Source organism: Solibacillus sp. FSL R7-0668, assembly GCF_038006205.1.
GTDB lineage: Bacteria > Bacillota > Bacilli > Bacillales_A > Planococcaceae > Solibacillus.
Genome location: NZ_JBBOUU010000001.1, coordinates 2,724,847 through 2,742,092, shown reverse-complemented (window position 1 = coordinate 2,742,092; position 17,246 = coordinate 2,724,847). Strand labels below are relative to the sequence as shown.

Annotated in this window: 16 protein-coding genes; 14 read left to right on the top strand and 2 right to left on the bottom strand. The window is 39.9% G+C overall.

Annotated features, from left to right (window positions below; genetic code table 11):
• Positions 1-145: 145 nt before the first annotated feature.
• The 12 genes from MKX47_RS13700 to MKX47_RS13645 all read left to right on the top strand — a co-directional run bounded on the left by MKX47_RS13700 (position 146) and on the right by MKX47_RS13645 (position 12,533).
• Entirely contained in the window at positions 146-2,314 is a 2,169-nt protein-coding gene (locus tag MKX47_RS13700; protein WP_340775161.1) for an acetate--CoA ligase family protein, read from the top strand.
• A gap of 5 nt (positions 2,315-2,319) precedes the next feature.
• Positions 2,320-2,766, top strand: coding sequence for a MaoC family dehydratase N-terminal domain-containing protein (locus tag MKX47_RS13695; protein ID WP_340775159.1), 447 nt, complete (start codon positions 2,320-2,322; stop codon positions 2,764-2,766).
• 54 nt (positions 2,767-2,820) lie between these two features.
• A complete protein-coding gene (locus MKX47_RS13690) occupies positions 2,821-3,234 on the top strand; it encodes a MaoC/PaaZ C-terminal domain-containing protein (RefSeq protein ID WP_340775157.1) in 414 nt (137 codons plus the stop codon).
• A gap of 19 nt (positions 3,235-3,253) precedes the next feature.
• A complete protein-coding gene (locus MKX47_RS13685) occupies positions 3,254-4,417 on the top strand; it encodes a thiolase C-terminal domain-containing protein (RefSeq protein ID WP_340775155.1) in 1,164 nt (387 codons plus the stop codon).
• Between the two features lie 11 nt (positions 4,418-4,428).
• Complete coding sequence (locus MKX47_RS13680; RefSeq protein ID WP_340775153.1) at positions 4,429-4,863, top strand: Zn-ribbon domain-containing OB-fold protein; 435 nt, start codon at positions 4,429-4,431, stop codon at positions 4,861-4,863.
• A 27-nt stretch (positions 4,864-4,890) separates the two neighbouring features.
• The gene (locus MKX47_RS13675) at positions 4,891-6,087 is read left to right on the top strand and encodes an acyl-CoA dehydrogenase family protein (protein ID WP_340775149.1); all 1,197 of its coding nucleotides are present in this window, start codon (positions 4,891-4,893) and stop codon (positions 6,085-6,087) included.
• Between the two features lie 22 nt (positions 6,088-6,109).
• The gene (locus MKX47_RS13670) at positions 6,110-7,279 is read left to right on the top strand and encodes an acyl-CoA dehydrogenase family protein (RefSeq protein ID WP_340775146.1); all 1,170 of its coding nucleotides are present in this window, start codon (positions 6,110-6,112) and stop codon (positions 7,277-7,279) included.
• Between the two features lie 221 nt (positions 7,280-7,500).
• Positions 7,501-8,943, top strand: a complete 1,443-nt coding sequence (locus MKX47_RS13665) for an MFS transporter (RefSeq protein ID WP_340775143.1) — start codon at positions 7,501-7,503, stop codon at positions 8,941-8,943.
• A 35-nt stretch (positions 8,944-8,978) separates the two neighbouring features.
• Positions 8,979-10,298 carry an aldehyde dehydrogenase family protein gene (locus MKX47_RS13660; RefSeq protein WP_340775140.1) on the top strand — a complete coding sequence of 440 codons (1,320 nt, stop codon included), beginning with the start codon at positions 8,979-8,981 and terminating at the stop codon, positions 10,296-10,298.
• Between the two features lie 184 nt (positions 10,299-10,482).
• Entirely contained in the window at positions 10,483-11,544 is a 1,062-nt protein-coding gene (locus MKX47_RS13655; protein ID WP_340775139.1) for a YkvI family membrane protein, read from the top strand.
• A gap of 115 nt (positions 11,545-11,659) precedes the next feature.
• Complete coding sequence (gene speG, locus MKX47_RS13650; protein ID WP_340775137.1) at positions 11,660-12,178, top strand: spermidine N1-acetyltransferase; 519 nt, start codon at positions 11,660-11,662, stop codon at positions 12,176-12,178.
• A gap of 208 nt (positions 12,179-12,386) precedes the next feature.
• Positions 12,387-12,533: a DUF2639 domain-containing protein gene (locus MKX47_RS13645; protein WP_340775135.1), complete on the top strand. Its 147-nt coding sequence runs from the start codon at positions 12,387-12,389 to the stop codon at positions 12,531-12,533.
• A 56-nt stretch (positions 12,534-12,589) separates the two neighbouring features.
• Here the strand turns inward: MKX47_RS13645 and MKX47_RS13640 are convergent, their stop codons facing one another.
• On the bottom strand, positions 12,590-13,279 hold the full coding sequence (locus MKX47_RS13640) for a hypothetical protein (RefSeq protein ID WP_340775133.1): 690 nt from the start codon (positions 13,277-13,279) through the stop codon (positions 12,590-12,592).
• A 144-nt stretch (positions 13,280-13,423) separates the two neighbouring features.
• On the bottom strand, positions 13,424-13,864 hold the full coding sequence (locus MKX47_RS13635) for a cell wall hydrolase (protein ID WP_340775131.1): 441 nt from the start codon (positions 13,862-13,864) through the stop codon (positions 13,424-13,426).
• A gap of 176 nt (positions 13,865-14,040) precedes the next feature.
• On the opposite strand from MKX47_RS13635, the gene MKX47_RS13630 reads away from it, so the two are divergent.
• Both MKX47_RS13630 and MKX47_RS13625 read left to right on the top strand, forming a co-directional pair.
• The gene (locus MKX47_RS13630) at positions 14,041-15,330 is read left to right on the top strand and encodes a glycoside hydrolase family 18 protein (RefSeq protein WP_340777834.1); all 1,290 of its coding nucleotides are present in this window, start codon (positions 14,041-14,043) and stop codon (positions 15,328-15,330) included.
• A 121-nt stretch (positions 15,331-15,451) separates the two neighbouring features.
• The gene (locus MKX47_RS13625) at positions 15,452-17,116 is read left to right on the top strand and encodes a ribonuclease J (RefSeq protein ID WP_340775129.1); all 1,665 of its coding nucleotides are present in this window, start codon (positions 15,452-15,454) and stop codon (positions 17,114-17,116) included.
• The last annotated feature ends 130 nt before the right edge of the window (positions 17,117-17,246 follow it).

The window sequence follows — 17,246 nt, the reverse complement described above, 5'->3', positions numbered from 1 at the left end:
GCTGAAGTATTTTATTTTAAAATATTAAGGTCTTTATAAGTATATAAATTTAGAATTTTAAATTTTCTTATTATTACAAAAATAGAAAGTAAAGTAATATTACAGATGTGACATCTGATAAAAACAATACTAGGGGTGATCGTTGATGACTCAACAAGTACTAGGTTATGAATCGTTAAAACCATTGTTAAACCCAAAGTCGATTGCTGTATTAGGTGCATCAGAAAACAAGTATAAAATCGGAAATTTACAAATCCAAGCATTAATTGATGGGAAATTCCAAGGAGATATTATTCCTATCCATCCATCAGCAAGTGAAATTGCAGGTCTAAAAAGTTATCCAACCTTAGCAGCAGTACCACATGAAATTGATCTCGTTATTTTTTGTGTTAGCTACAATCAAATCAAGGCAGGGTTGGTAGCTTGTGCTGAAAAGAAAGTAAAGTCGGCCATTATTTTTGCATCAGGCTTTTCGGAAGCTGGTTTAGCAGGTCAAAAGCTACAGCAAGAATTAGCACAATATGCGCAACAGCATGGCATACGTCTCGTTGGACCGAACTGTGTCGGGCTTGTGAATACTTCAAACGGCTTAATTGGAACCTTTTCACCAGCCATTTTGACCGTACCAATGAATGGAAAAAAGGGTGTAGGCTATGTTTCGCAAAGTGGCGCATTTGGTGTGTTAACGTATATGGCCGCTGCTCAGTATGGAATTAGCTTTAACTATTTCATTAGTACAGGTAATGAAATGGATGCTAGTTTTGAAGATTTTGTTGAGTATATGGTACATGACGATAAAACGAGCATCATTAGTGGCTATTTAGAAGGGACAAAAAAGCCAGAGAAATTAAAGCGCTTAGCAAAGCAAGCATTAGCGAAGAAAAAGCCGATTTTATTGATGAAAACAGGGCGCAGTAATGCTGGTAGTCGCGCTGCAGCATCTCATACGGGTGCCTTAGCTGGTTCGGACAAAATATATGATGCCTTCTTCAAACAAAATGGCATTATTCGAGTGGATGATTTTGAGGATATTATTTCCTTTTCAAAATTATTTAATGCAGAAAAGCTGCCTACTGGTAAAAATACCGTCATTATTACGAGCTCAGGAGGTCGTGGGATCAATGAAGCCGATCGCTGTGAAAGCTACGGCTTAAATATCGTCGAGCTTTCCGAAGCAACACAAGCCGAAATTCGCAAAACCTTACCAGAATATGCAAGTGTCAGTAATCCGATAGACTTAACCGCTGCAGCTTCCGTGACGAACCCGGAATTTTATTTGGCGCCATTAAAGGCACTCGTCAATGATCCAAATGTAGATAATATTATTTTCACAGATTTCCCATACGTTTGGGATGAAAATACGCCCATGTTACAGGAGTTTGTATCGATTGCTAAAGCTAGCAATAAGGTTATTGGTATTTTCCCATTCCCACTTGAAGGAATGACATATCCAAAAGCAACAGAAACGCTGATTGCAAATGATGTAGCCGTTATTTCCGGTACATTAAATCCTGTTCGCGCTTTAGCAAAGCTTGTGCAATATAGCGCCTATGTACAGATGAATGACCAGGTATCGGATGTTGCAGCCGATTATGGACCAGCCGATATAGCCGATTTATTAAAGCCTGGCGCTACTTTAAGTGAATCCGAAGCAAGTGATGTACTAGATCGCTATGGTATCCCTACGACAAAGCGTTATGTTGCAAAGGAAGCCGAAGAAGCAGTTGAAATGGCGAAAGAAATTGGTTTCCCTGTTGTGTTGAAAATCGACTCTCCACAAATTCCACACAAAACCGAAGCAGATGGAATTCGGTTGAATATATGCTCTGAAGAAGAGGTACGTATCGCGTTCGCAGAAGTGATGGCAAATGCGAAACAGTATAATCCGATTGCGACGTTAAATGGTGTATCGGTACAAGAGATGCTACCACATGGTGTTGAGATTATTATTGGCGCGCATAATGATGAAACATTTGGTCCGGTTATTATGGCGGGCTTAGGTGGAATCTTTGTAGAAGTGTTTAAAGATATCGCGTTTAAAGTAGCGCCATTATCACGTAAAGATGCCTATGAATTATTAGAAGAGCTGCAAGGGAAAGCGATTTTACATGGTGCGCGTGGAAAAGCACCTGTGGATAAAGAGGCCATCATCGACGTACTGCTAAAAGTATCAAATCTAATGCGCGACAACAAAGATACGATAAAAGAGCTCGATATTAACCCGCTAATCGTTTATGAAAAAGGGATAAAGGCAGCTGATGCGATGATTGTCGTACACGAAAAAGTATCCGAAATACAAGCAATAGGAGGATAAGATTTATGGAATTAGCACATTTAGTTGGAAAATCAGGTAATCCCTTTGTATTTCATGTGGATCAGCGCCATATTCGTCAATTTGCACAGGCAATAGGTGATGCCAATCCACTATATACAGATGAGCAATACGCAAAGACAACTATCCATGGTGGCATTATTGCGCCCCCTTCGTTCCCAATTGCAATTAGTCCAGATAATGGTGAGGAATTCGATTTAGGGTTGGATTATCGACGCATGCTGCACGGGGAGCAACAATTTATTTATACACGACCGATTCGCCCAGGTGACGTTCTAAAATGCCAATTAAAGGTGTCTGATGTATACGAGCGTGACGGCAAAAACGGCAAAATGGAGTTTTTAGTGCTCGACACAGAAATTACGGACGAAGCAGGAAATCACGTCGTCACGAGCCGCACGAATATTATTTATCGTTCACTTGTCATGAAATGATTTTTTGCGGGCTGAGTAGCTCACCTCAGCCCAATAGAGAAAGGGGAAATCCGAATGGTTCAATTTGAACAGCTAGTAGAGGGACAACAGCTGCCAGCACATACAAAGGAAAAAGTAACGAAAGTTCAGCTTGTAAAATATGCAGGTGCATCAGGTGATTTTAACCCGTTACATACGGATGATGCATTCGCTCAAAAAATCGGCTTACCGGGTGTTATAGCACATGGCATGCTGGTGATGGGATTTCTTGGCGAGTATATCAATCAATTGGCAGGTGATGTCGCTGAGGTGAAGGATTTTAAAATGCGTTTCGGTGCAATGACCGTGCCAAACGATATCATTACTTGCCAAGGTGTGATTAAGAAGCTTTATGAAGAAGATGGCAAGCGAATTGCGGTATTCGATTTATTCGCAGAAAAAGCACCAGGACAAATCGTTGGCTCAGGTGAAGCCGTTTTACAATTTTAATTCGAGGGAGTGTTAGAGGATGAGTACAATTCGAAATAAATATGCCATTGTTGGCGTAGGTGAAAGTAAACGCTCTAAAAATTCAGGGGTAACGCCATTACATTTAGCATTAGATGCAGCACGTGCAGCCATTGCAGATGCGGGTATGGATGCAAAAGATATCGATGCATTTATGAGCTACTCAGAGCATGATTCTTGCACACCTCATCAAGTGGCAACCTATTTAGGGGTACGTCCCGGTGTGGTGAAGGAAATTATTGGTGGTGGCAGTAGTACAGAATTATTAATTGCAGATGCGGTTGGCCTAATCGAAACAGGTCAGGCAAAAACGGTCTTAATATACCGCGCGATGAACGGACGCTCTGGCATGCGGATGGGCGGCGGTGGTTGGAGTACAGATTTACTTCAGTCCGCTTTTGATGGGGGTAGCTTTATTATTCCATACGGCGCAGGAAGCCCTGGTCAATGGTTCGGGTTATTTGCGACACGACATATGCATTTAAACGGTTTAACACAAGAGCATTTAGGACATGTTTGTACGAGCTTTTATGAGCATGCACAGCGCAATCCAAACGCATTCTTCTATGGCAAGCCTTTAACAATGGAAGAGTACATGAAAACGGCACATTTAAGCTCACCGTTTACAAAGCATGATTTTTGCTTAGAGTCAGATGAAGCAAATGCGATTATTGTGACTTCAGCAGAGCGTGCGAAAGATTGTAAATCAACGCCTGTTCACATTATGGGGATGGCTGCCCGTCAATCTGTATCGCATGCACACTACTGGAAAAATGTTGATGAAGTGGCGTCAGATTATGTTGCACCGGAACTTTACAAGGCAGCTGGCATTACACCGGAAGATATTGATGTAGCGTCGATTTATGATTGCTTTAGCTGGGTGGTGCTACGTCAATTGGAGGCGTATGGCTTAGCACCAAAAGGAGAAGTGGGTGACTTTGTAGCGGCAGGTAACTTGAGATTAAATGGCAAGCTACCTACGAATACAGCAGGTGGAATGCTATCAGAAGGCTACACACACGGCATGAATAACGTGCTTGAAATTGTTCGTCAAGTGCGCCATGAATATGCAGGTACAAATCGACAAGTGGAAAACTGTGAAATCGGCATCTGTACAGGTTGGGCTGGACCAGATATTGCAGGTGCAATGGTTTTAAGTAAATAGGAGGTTTTATGATGAGCGAAGAGACAAAAGTAAAGTATGAAAAACCAATTCCATTAAAGACATTAGATAATACGCCATATTGGGATGCTGCGGATCGTCATGAGCTGGCATTGCAAAAATGCAATACATGTAATGCTTATAATCATCCTCCAGGTCCAAGCTGTGCAAGCTGTGGAAGCGTGGACGTAATTTGGGAAAATCAAGGAAGTGTTATTCAAGGGAAAGTATATTCCTATGTTGTGTCCTATCGCCCGTTTTTACCTGGCTTTCAAAACGATATTCCGCTAGTTATTGCTGTCGTTGAGTTGGATCATCTTCCGGAAGTAAAAATTATCGGCAATATCTTAAATGGCAATGCAGAAAATGTCACAATCGGGTCTGCTGTAAATATGGTATGGGAAGATGTGACGGAAGATCGTGCAGTACCACAGTGGGTACTTGCATAATGAATAATCAATAAGGGGGTAGTAGACATGGATTTTTCATATACAGCTCAAGAAGAGCAGTTTCGAATGGAGCTACGTACTTGGCTAGAAGAAAATTTACCTGAAGGCTGGCTGGATGGCACATTTAAAATGCCAGAGGAGCAAGCAGCATATGGTCAATTTTTACGAGACTGGCAAAAGAAGCCTTCTGATGGAAGATGGGCAGCAATTGCTTGGCCAGCCAAACATGGTGGTCGTGATGCAACACTGATGGAAGAAATTATTTATCATCAAGAAATGGTGCGAGTGAAGGCACCACCATTAGTAAATTATGTAGGCTTACACATGGTAGGGCCAACATTAATGCAAATTGGAACGCCGGAGCAACAGGAAAAATATATCCCTAAAATTTTATCAGGCGAAGAGGTTTGGTGCCAAGGCTATTCTGAACCAAATGCCGGCTCGGACTTAGCAGCGGTTCAAACAACTGCTGTAAAGGACGGAGATAAATGGATAATTAATGGTCAGAAAATTTGGACGAGTTATGCACATTTTGGCGATCGCTGCTTTTTAGTAGCGCGGACAAGTAAAGGCGAGAAAAAGCATCATGGCATTACATGCTTCCTGCTCGACATGAAGCAACCTGGAGTAGAGGTACGTCCCATTATTCAAATGGACGGGGAGCATGATTTTAATGAAGTGTACTTTAATGATGCTATTGCCTATGACAGTGAAGTGATTGGGCAAGTAGATGATGGTTGGCGTGTAACTATTGCACTCCTTATGCATGAGCGTACAGGTATTGGTGCACAAGTATTTTCACTTGAACAGCAATTCGACGGCTTAGTAGGCTTAGCGCAGACAGTGAAAGAAGATGATGTACCGATTATTCAAAAAGCGGATGTGCGTAAACGGATGCTTGATTTATATATTAAATCTCGAGGATCGCTATTAAACTATTACCGTAATTTAACGAAGCAGCTAAAAGTAGGCCATCCTGGTGTTGAAGGGTCGATGGATAAATTATTCGTGAGTGAAGTGACGAAGGAATTGTTCGCAGAGGCCATTTCTCTACAGGGACATCAAGGCTTATTGTGGAAAGATGATGCGGTTTATGGCAATTCGTATTGGCAAAAAAATTATTTATATTCATTCGGCCAAACGATTGGCGGCGGTACGAGTGAAATTCAAAAGAATACCATTGCAGAACGGATATTAGGCTTACCAAAAGATGTAGGACGCTAATCTAGAGGGAGGGTGAATCAGCATGGATTTTTCATTAAACCAAGAACAGGAAATGTTTCGTGAATACGTTAGAAAATACTTAACGGATATGGAGCAAACGAAAGTCGCACGCGATTATACTGAAAATAAAATCGAACATGTAAAAGCGGTACTATCAGAGTTACACGAGTTAGGTTGTACACAGCTAAATATTCCTGAGAAATACGGTGGTATGGGGCTAGGAAAACTTGATTTAGTGCCGATTATGGAGGAAATGGGTCGTGCCATTGTTCCAGGTCTGTATTTAGAAACAAGTGCATTTGCCGTACCAATCATCGAACAATTCGGTACAGACGAGCAAAAGGCAACCTATTTACCGCAAGTTGCAAATGGTGAGGCTAGCTTTACGATTGCATGGCTAGAGCCAGGTCGGAGCTACAAGCAACAAGGTATTCAAATGAGCGCTCGTTTGAATGGAGATGTCTTGGTCATCAATGGTGTGAAGACACAAGTGCCAGATGTCGAGCTTGCTGAATATTTCATCGTACCTGTGCTAATTGATGATGAAATTACGCTAGTTATTATGGATAAAAAATCTTCGGGCATTACGTTACGTGAGCAAAAAGGCTTTGATGAGACACGTAAGCTAACAGAAGTAACCTTTGAAAATGTGGAAGTACCGATGAATCAACGTATCGGGGCGATTGGTGAAGGCTGGTCGATTATCCAGGAAGGTTTATTGTCTTACAATGCGGCCCTATCTTCTGTTGCAGTAGGAGCACTGGAACATATTGTGGAAATGGCAAGTGAATACGCAACGATTCGTGAACAATTTGGCAACCCGATTGGACGATTCCAAGCGATTAAGCATCGTTTGGTGGATATGAAGCTCGATTTAGAAACAGCTCGCTCTCTTTCCTATTATGCGAACTGGGCGCTTGAAACTAGTTCAGAAGATCGAATTGAAGCCATTTGCAGTGCTCGTATTTTTGCTATACAAGCCTTCATCCGTACATCCGCCCACAATATCCAAATTCATGGCGGAATTGGCTTTACGGAGGAGATTGATTGTCATTTATTCGTAAAGCGTGCTCGTTTTTATGAAAATTATTTAGGTAATATGGAGCAATACTACGAGCAAGCCATTACTGCATTAAACTGGGAACAAACAGAAACAGCACAGGAAAAAGAAACAATCTTAAGCACTAATTAATAAGTTTAGCTTTATAAGAGCCGTCATTAATAAATAAATAAATAAATAAATAAATAAATAAATAAATAAATAAATAAATAGAGTAAATTTGGTTGTTACTAAGTTTGAGGGAGATTTCTCATTTGTAAAATACGTATTGTGTTTCTTACATGAGAAATCTTTTTTTTTGTACTTGTTTGCATTTTTAGTAAAGACAAAATCTAATTTAGAGGGTGATCTGATTGATTTTTAAAACTTCTAGAACAGTTGAATCTTTATCGTACAAACAAAAGGTATTATTAATGATTGGTATTTTCTTATGTATCGAATTAGGACTTATGGTTTCTTCCGAGTTTTCTGTTGCACTGCCAAAAATTATTGAAGATATTGGCGGTATTGAATTTTATTCGCTCGTCTTTACGGTTAACTTAGCGGCTTCAGCAATTGTCACGCCCGTTGTAGGGAAGTTGAGTGATATGTATGGACGACGTCGACTTTTAATTATTGGGATTTTAATCATTTTAGTTTCGGAATTGCTGACACCGTTACTTGTTTCAAATATCTATCACTTAATGATTTTCCGTGGTGTTCAAGGCTTAGGGGGCGCAGCAACTGCAGTCGTTGGTTTAATCGTCATTAGTGATATTTTTGATATTGAAAATCGCGCGAAATTTTTAGGGTTTTATGGTGCGTTAAATGCATTAACGGCGATCGTAGCGCCTACTGTTGGTGGTATTTTCGTCCAATATATGTCATGGCATTGGGTATTTTACTCAATTGCGCCAGTTGGATTACTTGGATTATTCTTCGTCATCAAGTATATGCCTGAAATTCCAAAGGCTAGAAATGCAAGTTTAGATTATAAAGGAATTACTATTTTAAGTACCGCAATTTTAATTTTTGTAGCGATTACAACAGTCGGTGGCACGCGAGTACCTTGGATGTCACTAACAATGTTTATACTAGTGCTTGCTTTAGTAGCGGCAGTAACATTATTCATTACTAGTCAAAAGAAAAGTGCGGATCCAATTATGCCCTTGCACTTATTTAAGTATCGTGTATTTATCATTTGCTTATTTTCGGTATTAGCTGTGATGTTTGCTGCAACAGGGCTAATTTATTTCTTACCGATGTTCTTACAAAATATTTATGGCTTTACACCGACTGAAACAGGGTTATTTATGACGTATCGTGGTGTGACATCATTTATTTTTGCAGCAATAAGTGGCTTTATTGTAGCGAAATTAAAGGACTTCCGCCTAGTGGCAATTGGGGCAATGGTGATTTTTGGCGGCACAATATTTGTATTAACATTCTTTACGACGTCCATTTCAGCATTAGCAATTACAATTATTTGTTTAGTTTGGGGGACGTCAAGTGGTGTTTTAATTTCGATTTTCCATACAGGCATTCAAATGAACTTGCCGAATAAGGATATTAGTATTGCTATGGGGGTAGTCCAATTATTTGTAGCCATTGGTTCATTATTAGCTACATCCCTTTTAGGGTTATTTTTACGAAATGCAAATTTAAGTTTAGGATTCAGCTATTTATTATTCACGTGTTTAGGCGTCGTTTTATTTGCATTGGTTGTATTTATCGTTGTACTACAGCGTCGTAATTTACGCGCTGAATCAGAAACAGAATTAGTAAAACAACAGAACTTAAATGAAGAACTTGTGTGAATCAGAAATATGAATTACTTGAAGGAGTAGATGATATGGTACAGGTATTAGAAAAGAAGTTACAGGAAATCTTTGATAAGCAAACGATGTATCAATGGGAGGCGCGCAAAACGACAGCCGAACAGCGTGCACAAAAGTTAATGGACTTAAAAGAAGCGATTTTAAGTCGGATGGATTGCTTTGTGGAAGCAGCCAGTCTTGATTTTGTTACGCCAGCTTCCACGGCGCAAAACCAAATTTATTCGGTTATTCAGGCAATTGATTATGCAATAGAAAACGTAGCCAAATGGATGCAGCCTGAGCTGGTTGAAAACCCACAAGATGGTGAAGCCTATGTTTTATATGAAGCGCGTGGTCGTGTTTGTATTTTTGGGACTTGGAACTCACCGATGTCTGTAACCATTCATCCCCTAGCAGAGGCACTTGCTGCTGGGAACTGTGTCGTACTCAAGCCAAGTGAATTGAATCCAAACTATAATAAGGTTTTACTAGAAGTGATTGAAGCGGTGTTTGATGAGCAGGAGGTAGCGCTTGTTCAGGGAGAGGCGGATGTATCTGAACAGCTATTAAAGCTACCATTTGATCACTTCTTCTTTACAGGAAGTCCACGGGTTGGAAAAATTGTCATGCGTGAAGCAGCCAACCACTTAGCCGCAGTGACACTTGAATTAGGTGGGAAATCACCAGCTATTATTGATAAAGGCTATGATTTAGTAAAGGCAGCGCAAAATTTAGTGTTTGGGAAAGTTTTAATGGGCGGACAATTTTGCATTTCGCCTGATTATATTTTTGTGCATAAGGAGGATATCACTGCTTTTGCAGAGCTTTACCGTCAAATGACAGTTGGGATGCTATATGATGATGGCAAAATTCGTTCAGTAGAGCGCACGCAAATCGTCAATGAACAACATTATAAGCGGATTAAAAATTTGTTCGAGGATGCGCTTGCAAAAGGGGCCGTTATTTTAAGTGGCGGTGCATTTGATGATGATAAACGATTAATTGAGCCTACTTTACTTGGTGGTGTGACAGCAGGGATGCTGATTGCAGAGGAAGAAATTTTTGGTCCTTTAACCTTTGTGCGCACCTATACGGATGTAGAGGAGGTTTTGCAGTATATTCAAGCGAATCCAAAGCCACTTGCATTATACATGTTTAGCGATAATGAAAATTTCCAACAACAAATTTTAGCATCGACATCCTCTGGTGGTGTGACAATTAACGGGATTTTCATGCATAATACGCACTTACCATTACCGTTTGGCGGTGTGAATCATTCTGGAATTGGTAGCTTCCATGGCATCCACGGCTTTAAAATGTTTTCGCATAACCGAGCAATTTATAAAGTGAATTAGTCGGTACGCAAACGGCAGGCTTGTATTAAATATAGAGAATTCATGTAAATAAGAGATGATTCCTAGATGGATAGGGGTCATCTTTTTTTTGAGTATGCTTATCTACGTCATTTGAATTCATGAGCTCATGGTTCATTACATAATGTAGGAATGGTATAAGTATGTAAGCTAAAGAAGGTGCGTATTGAAAAAGAGTATCCAAATTGCAGGTGCATTTGTCAGTTTAGTAGTAGGAGCAGGCTTTGCTTCAGGACAGGAAATTCTACAGTATTTTACAAGCTTTGGCGTGATGAGCATATTTGGCTGCATCGTCGCGACATTCCTTTTCGCCATTTTAGGCATGACCCTTGCTCAAATAGGCTCTGATTTGCAAACGACTTCTCATAAGGAAGGAATCCACTATATTGGGGGCCGTTTTTTCGGACCAGTCCTTGATCTGTTAATCTCATTTGTTTTATTCGGAATTGGCATTGTGATGTTAGCAGGTGCGGGCTCCACATTTAATCAAATATACAGTATCACCCCATCTGTTGGGAGTATGCTCATGACATTAGCTGTCCTATTTACGCTCTTACTGAATGCGGAAAATATTATTAAAATGATTGCGGCGTTAATGCCTTATTTAATGGGAATTATTTTTATTCTTTTAATTTACTCTTTATTTACTATGGACGATTCGGTGAGGGAGTTAAATGCGATGGCGAAAAATCAGCCATCTGCCGTATCTCATTGGTTGCCGGGTGCGATATTGTATGTCTCATATAATATTGCAGCTGGGGCGGCGATGCTTATTGTAATGGGGGGTACCACTAAGAATAGAAAGATTGCCAGAAATGGTGGTACATTAGGCGGTATCCTACTAGGGTTGTTAATCTTCCTCATTAACGCGGCTCTTTTTGCAAAAATGGATGTTGTGGCAGGTGCAGACATGCCAACGCTTCAACTAGCACAGCAAATTCATCCACTAGTAGGCATCATAATGTCTATTCTCTTACTTGGGATGGTGTATAGTACAGCTGTTGGAACATTATATATTCTTGCAGTGCGATTCACGAAGCCAGATACTTTATCTTTTAAAGTTGCCGTCATGTTACTCTGTCTTGTCGCGTTTTCTATTAGTCTTGTTGGTTTTACCACGTTAATCGCTAAGATGTATGCAATGATGGGCTATTTAGGGATTGTGTTGGTTATCGCTATTTTATTATCGGGGTTGCGTTATTTTAAAAAAGGCTTAATGCGGCAATAATATTGACAGATCCCTTGTCAAAACTGTAGATTGGTTTAAATTGAAAAGGATGAATCAATAATTCATTTAATTGGACGATATAGTTAACATCTATATAAATAGAGGAGCATTAATAATGAATCCAAATATCAAATTACGCGCATTAGAACGAGAAGACCTACAATATGTACATCAGCTGAATAATGATAACAAAATCATGTCTTATTGGTTTGAAGAGCCATATGAATCCTTTGCGGAGTTGCAAGATTTATTTGAAAAACATATTCATAATCAAAGCGAGCGCCGCTTTATTTTGATGGACGCTGATCAAATTGTTGGGTTAGTAGAATTAGTCGAAATTGATTTAATACACCGCAATGCGGAATTTCAAATTATTGTTGACCCGAAATCGCAAGGAAATGGCTATGCCAGCATCGCCACTTATTTAGCTGTTAAATATGCATTCCAAATCTTAAATTTACACAAAGTATATTTAGTCGTTGACATTGTAAATGAAAAAGCCATTCATATTTATGAAAAAATCGGCTTTAAATTTGAAGGGGATTTAAAAGAGGAATTTTTCATTAATGGGCAATACCATGATGCCATCCGCATGTGCATGTTCCAACGTGATTTCTTTAAGGCAAATCAATAGTGCCTGCTTTGTTTAAGCTGCTGTCTCTATCTAGGAGGGATAGCAGCTTTTTTAGTTAATATAAAGGGATATTTAGAATACGTGTTACGAGCTTATAAGCAACCTACATAAAATTGTCCATTTCTCAGTAATTGAATTCATTTTCCTACATATGATGGGTACGGTAGAATGATTTTTGTTTAGTACTAGGAAAAAAGGGGATTAAAGCATGTATACGTATTCGAAGGGCTGGTATGTGAAGGAGTTGCGTAAGAATGGTGTAAAGCTACACCCGCAGCTGAGAACGCATTTAGGGCTTTTCAAAGCATCTGAGCTGCGTAGATTGTATCATCAACTTGTATTAAAAGAAGGGTAGTACCATCACAAACAGGTTAGCAGTACACCATTTGTTGTGCTTGCTAACCTGTTTATTTACGAATATGTGTTATAGGGCGAAAAGAAGCCCCAAAATTGACAAACGATGGCTGAAGCAATCATTTCAGACATCGCTAATGCCTCTGCTTCAATTTGATCAAACACAGCGACATCCTCTTTATAATTTCCCTGTATCATCGTAACCGCTTCTTCCTTTGTAAGTCTCAAATGCTCATAAAACATTTGCTGTAAGGGTTTTTTGTGTAAAAAGGGATTAATACTTGTTAAAAAAGCAACAATATCATCTGCGTTTCGATACCATTCCTCTTCTTTTAATTTTGCCGTAACCGCATCCCCTTTAGAGGCTGCTGTCACAAGCTCAGCGGCAATTGTTAAATGCTCTTTTATTAAATCTGCATAGCGATTCGCAATTTGATCTCCGTAAAAAGGACGCAAACAATTGCCTAAATCGGTTGCATTGCGTAAAAGCCGCTCTTGTACAAAGGGTAAGTCAGGTAGTCCGAAAACAATACTAATAATCGTCATTCTTGTCCAATTGACATGCTCCATCCATAATAAGCGATTCATTGCCATAAAATCCGCTTCTTTTTTACTAATGCAGCGATAATCATTCCAAGATGGCGGTTCACTTAAAAAATGGCGAATCGGCGCAGTATAATTATAAAGGGTACCTTGATAGATTGAGCGTAATGATACGGGGGAACTATGGTTTTCAAATAAATACATGATCGTTCGCTCCTTAATGTAAATATACGAATCCAAAAGATAGGTTATCCCCTAGACTATTCAAAACGTTCAAGATTTGTGCGTAAAAAAGGAACGCCTAATAATTAAGCCGTCCCTCTATCACCCCATATTTCGCTAATACCGTCAATTCATATAAACACTATCGCAAGTTCCTGCAATCGGTTCATAAAAACAGTGTTGCTTAAACTGCCCAGTAAATGGCTGATTGTACCAAGTTGGTGGACAATCACCAGATGGATTGAAGTACCATAGGGCAAATTTCGCGGGATGTTGGCGCCAGTAATCTAGGGTTTGACGCGCTAATCTTCGTTCGGTATCGCGGGCACGTTGATAAAACATATTGCCTTTTTGTACAGCTTCAAAGGCATAGTTATTGCCCTGTATTTGAAAAATAACATCCTCAATCGTTCGAACATCACGAAAATCTAAACAATCCGAAACGGCACGATTGACGATAACGTTACCAACATAAAGCATTCCCTGTTTTCCTTCACCTTCTGCCTCAGCTCGCATCATCCGAGCCATTAAATCCACATCAGCTTCACGATATTTGATTCTTGGCATTTATTCACCTCATTAATATCATATGAAAAAAGTCAAAATTGATGTCATTTCCTATGCCGAAGTTGAATAGAAATGTTTGAATAATACCCTCGCTTCACATCTTTCTTTATGTCGAAATACATGTTCGCACGCTTCCATTCATAAATTATAAAATCGAAATAAGAGGAGGAACGACAATTCATATACATGTCGTACAGCCAGGGGAAACACTGTGGGGAATTGCGCGGGCATATGGAACGACTGTACAAAGTATTGTGACGGCTAATCAAATACCAGAACCAGACCGATTAGTTGTCGGGCAAGCATTGGTTATACCGATTTGGGGACAGTTTTATGTCGTACAGGCTGGGGATAGTTTATGGTCAATTGGACAGCGTTTTGGCATCAATTATTTAACACTTGCGCAAATGAATGGCATTAATCCAAATGCACCGCTCATGATCGGAACGCATTTATTTATTCCGCCAATGCCAAAAACGAAGGCAGAAATCTTGGCGTATATTGAGCCGAGGGGCGATGAGGTAAGTCAAGCATTAGTAAATGAAGCACGTGCCACAAGCCCGTATTTAACGTATTTAGCGCTGTTTAGTTATGAAGCGAGGCGCGATGGTTCGTTGAAGGTACCGCCAAATCAGCCATTACCGACAGTAGCAGAGGAAAACAATGCCGCGATTGCGATGGTGATCTCCAATTTGGAAAATTATCAGTTTAGTAGTGACCTTGCCCGCGACATTTTTCAAAGTGAAGCGGTACAGGATGTGCTTTTTGACAATATTATTGAGGAAGCAAAGCGCATTGGAAATGTATCGGATATTCATTTTGATTTTGAGCGAGTTCCAGCTAATCAAAAAGAGGCCTACAATAATTTTTTGCGTAATGCTGTAAAACGAATGCATGCACAGGGCTATACGGTATCAACTGCACTTGCTCCGAAAACGAATAGCGAGCAGACTGGTGAATGGGTTGCCGCACATGATTATGAGGCACAAGGTAAAATAGTCGATTTTGTTATGTTAATGACGTATGAATGGGGGTATTCAGCCGGACCACCAATGGCTGTTTCCCCCTTGCCAGAAGTAGAAAAGGTCGTGCAGTATGCCTTATCGGTAATGCCTGCAAATAAGATTATTCTTGGTCAAAATCTATATGGCTATGACTGGACACTTCCTTTCGTACAAGGGGGACCATATGCGGAAGCGTTAAGCCCACAGCGAGCGATTGAATTAGCAAAGCGCTATAACGCAGCGATTCAATATGACTATACAGCACAAGCGCCTTACTTTAACTATTACGATGATGAGGGGCGTTCACATATCGTTTGGTTTGAAGATGCTCGCTCCATTCAGGCAAAATTTAATTTAGTGAAACGCTTAAATTTACGCGGTGTCGGCTATTGGAAGCTCGGTCTTCCTTTCCCTCAAAACTGGCAGTTAATTGGCGCCAATTTTGATGTAGTAAAAAAATAAATTAAATGCATTTAATAAGGTTGTTTCCTGATGAATTTTTCCGGTATATAACCTACTTTTATAAGCAATACTAGAAAGCAATTGAAGTGGTTAGACCAACTTTTCATCGGGAGGGAATTGTTTGACAAGTGCACAATCGACACTTTCCATTTTTGCCTTAGGGGGCATTAATGAAATCGGAAAAAATATGTATGTAATTCAATATGTAGATGAAATTATTCTCGTTGATTGCGGGGTGAAATTTGCAGATAAAAGTTTGTTAGGGATTGATGCGATCATTCCTGAATTTACGTATATTGAAGAAAATCGTGGTAAAATTAAAGCTTGTATCGTGACACATGGGCATGAAGACCATATTGGTGGGATTCCCTATTTATTGAAGAAATATAATATCCCTATTTTTGCATCGCGATTTACATTGGGTTTGATTGAATTAAAATTAAAAGAACACAAGCTGTTACGTGAGGCTCAATTAACCGAAGTTACAGCAGACGCCCGGTTGGAATTTGATAAAATGGCCGTTACTTTTTTCAAAACGAGCCATAGTATTCCGGACTGTTTAGGGCTCGTGTTCCACACACCTGAGGGTAAAGTGGTGCATACGGGGGATTTTAAATTTGATTTAACCCCTGTGAATGACCAATCCTCGGATATTCATAAAATGGCAGCGATTGGCCAAGACGGTGTATTAGCATTGATTTCAGAAAGTACGAATGCAGAACGGCCTGGTCATACACCGTCTGAAAAATTAGTGGCCAATCAATTATCGCAACAATTTTTGCAGGCGACAGGAAAGATTTTTATTTCTACGTTTGCTTCGAATGTAAATCGCATCCAGCAAATTATTGAGGCCGCTCGTCTAACAAATCGCAAGCTCTTATTTCTTGGGCGCAGTATGAAAAGTGTTACATCGGTTGCTATAAAGTTAGGCTATTTAAAAATACCAAGCTGGATGTTAATAGAGATTGAGGATTTAAGTGATTTACCACCAGAACGCGTCGTCATTGTTTGTACAGGAAGTCAGGGGGAGCCTTTAGCAGCGCTATCCCGTCTATCTACAGGCAGTAATCGAGCTATAAAAGTAATACAGGGGGACACCGTTATTTTTGCAGCGTCACCGATTCCCGGGAATGAAAAAGATGTCTCGAAAATCGTCGATAATTTATTTCAACTAGGTGCAAATGTTGTCTATGGAAATTCCAGCATCACCGGTTTACATGTTTCAGGGCATGGCTATCAAGGCGATTTGAAGTTAATGCTGACACTTATGAAGCCGAAATATTTCATTCCCGTTCACGGAGAGTATCGCATGCTCCATCTTCATCGCTTACTCGCTGAGGCAGTGGGCGTGGAACAAGGCCATACCTTTATTTTAAAAAATGGGGATGTTGTCGATATTTTTGGTCAAGTGGCGCGGCAAACAAGGGCTGTTGCTGCTGGGGATACTTATGTGGATGGGATTGGCGCTGGTGAAGTAGGAGATATCGTCTTACGTGATCGCAAACGTTTATCTGAAGATGGCATGCTTGTTATTGTCGTCACGATTAGTAAAATGGATGGTTCTATCATTCGAGACCCAGACACCCTTTCACGAGGCTTTGTTTATGCGAGAGATGCCGAGCAGTTAATTAATGATATAAATGAGCTTGCGAAAACGGCTGTCTTGAAATTTAATGAAGCCAATCCATTTGCTATGAAAAAGGCAATTAAGAAGGTAGTCGATCAATACATTTATACATTAACGAAAAAGAGCCCAATGATTTTACCGATTGTTATTGAAATATAATTTTTATTTCAATAGTGAAAAGACGGAGTTAACATAATTATGATTAAAACTGGTGCGTAAGTATATAGAAATTACACACTAGTTTTTTTATTGACTAAAAATTTATGGATAAAATAAGTAAGCATTTCCA

What these genes read in the sequence shown, in the direction of transcription:
- MKX47_RS13635 (WP_340775131.1), bottom strand. Translation starts at nt 13,864, where the DNA reads ATGCCAAGAATCAAATATCGTGAAGCTGATGTGGATTTAATGGCTCGG.
- MKX47_RS13660 (WP_340775140.1), top strand. Translation starts at nt 8,979, where the DNA reads ATGGTACAGGTATTAGAAAAGAAGTTACAGGAAATCTTTGATAAGCAA.
- MKX47_RS13700 (WP_340775161.1), top strand. Translation starts at nt 146, where the DNA reads ATGACTCAACAAGTACTAGGTTATGAATCGTTAAAACCATTGTTAAAC.
- speG (WP_340775137.1), top strand. Translation starts at nt 11,660, where the DNA reads ATGAATCCAAATATCAAATTACGCGCATTAGAACGAGAAGACCTACAA.
- MKX47_RS13690 (WP_340775157.1), top strand. Translation starts at nt 2,821, where the DNA reads ATGGTTCAATTTGAACAGCTAGTAGAGGGACAACAGCTGCCAGCACAT.
- MKX47_RS13685 (WP_340775155.1), top strand. Translation starts at nt 3,254, where the DNA reads ATGAGTACAATTCGAAATAAATATGCCATTGTTGGCGTAGGTGAAAGT.
- MKX47_RS13670 (WP_340775146.1), top strand. Translation starts at nt 6,110, where the DNA reads ATGGATTTTTCATTAAACCAAGAACAGGAAATGTTTCGTGAATACGTT.
- MKX47_RS13645 (WP_340775135.1), top strand. Translation starts at nt 12,387, where the DNA reads ATGTATACGTATTCGAAGGGCTGGTATGTGAAGGAGTTGCGTAAGAAT.
- MKX47_RS13680 (WP_340775153.1), top strand. Translation starts at nt 4,429, where the DNA reads ATGAGCGAAGAGACAAAAGTAAAGTATGAAAAACCAATTCCATTAAAG.
- MKX47_RS13695 (WP_340775159.1), top strand. Translation starts at nt 2,320, where the DNA reads ATGGAATTAGCACATTTAGTTGGAAAATCAGGTAATCCCTTTGTATTT.
- MKX47_RS13640 (WP_340775133.1), bottom strand. Translation starts at nt 13,279, where the DNA reads ATGTATTTATTTGAAAACCATAGTTCCCCCGTATCATTACGCTCAATC.
- MKX47_RS13675 (WP_340775149.1), top strand. Translation starts at nt 4,891, where the DNA reads ATGGATTTTTCATATACAGCTCAAGAAGAGCAGTTTCGAATGGAGCTA.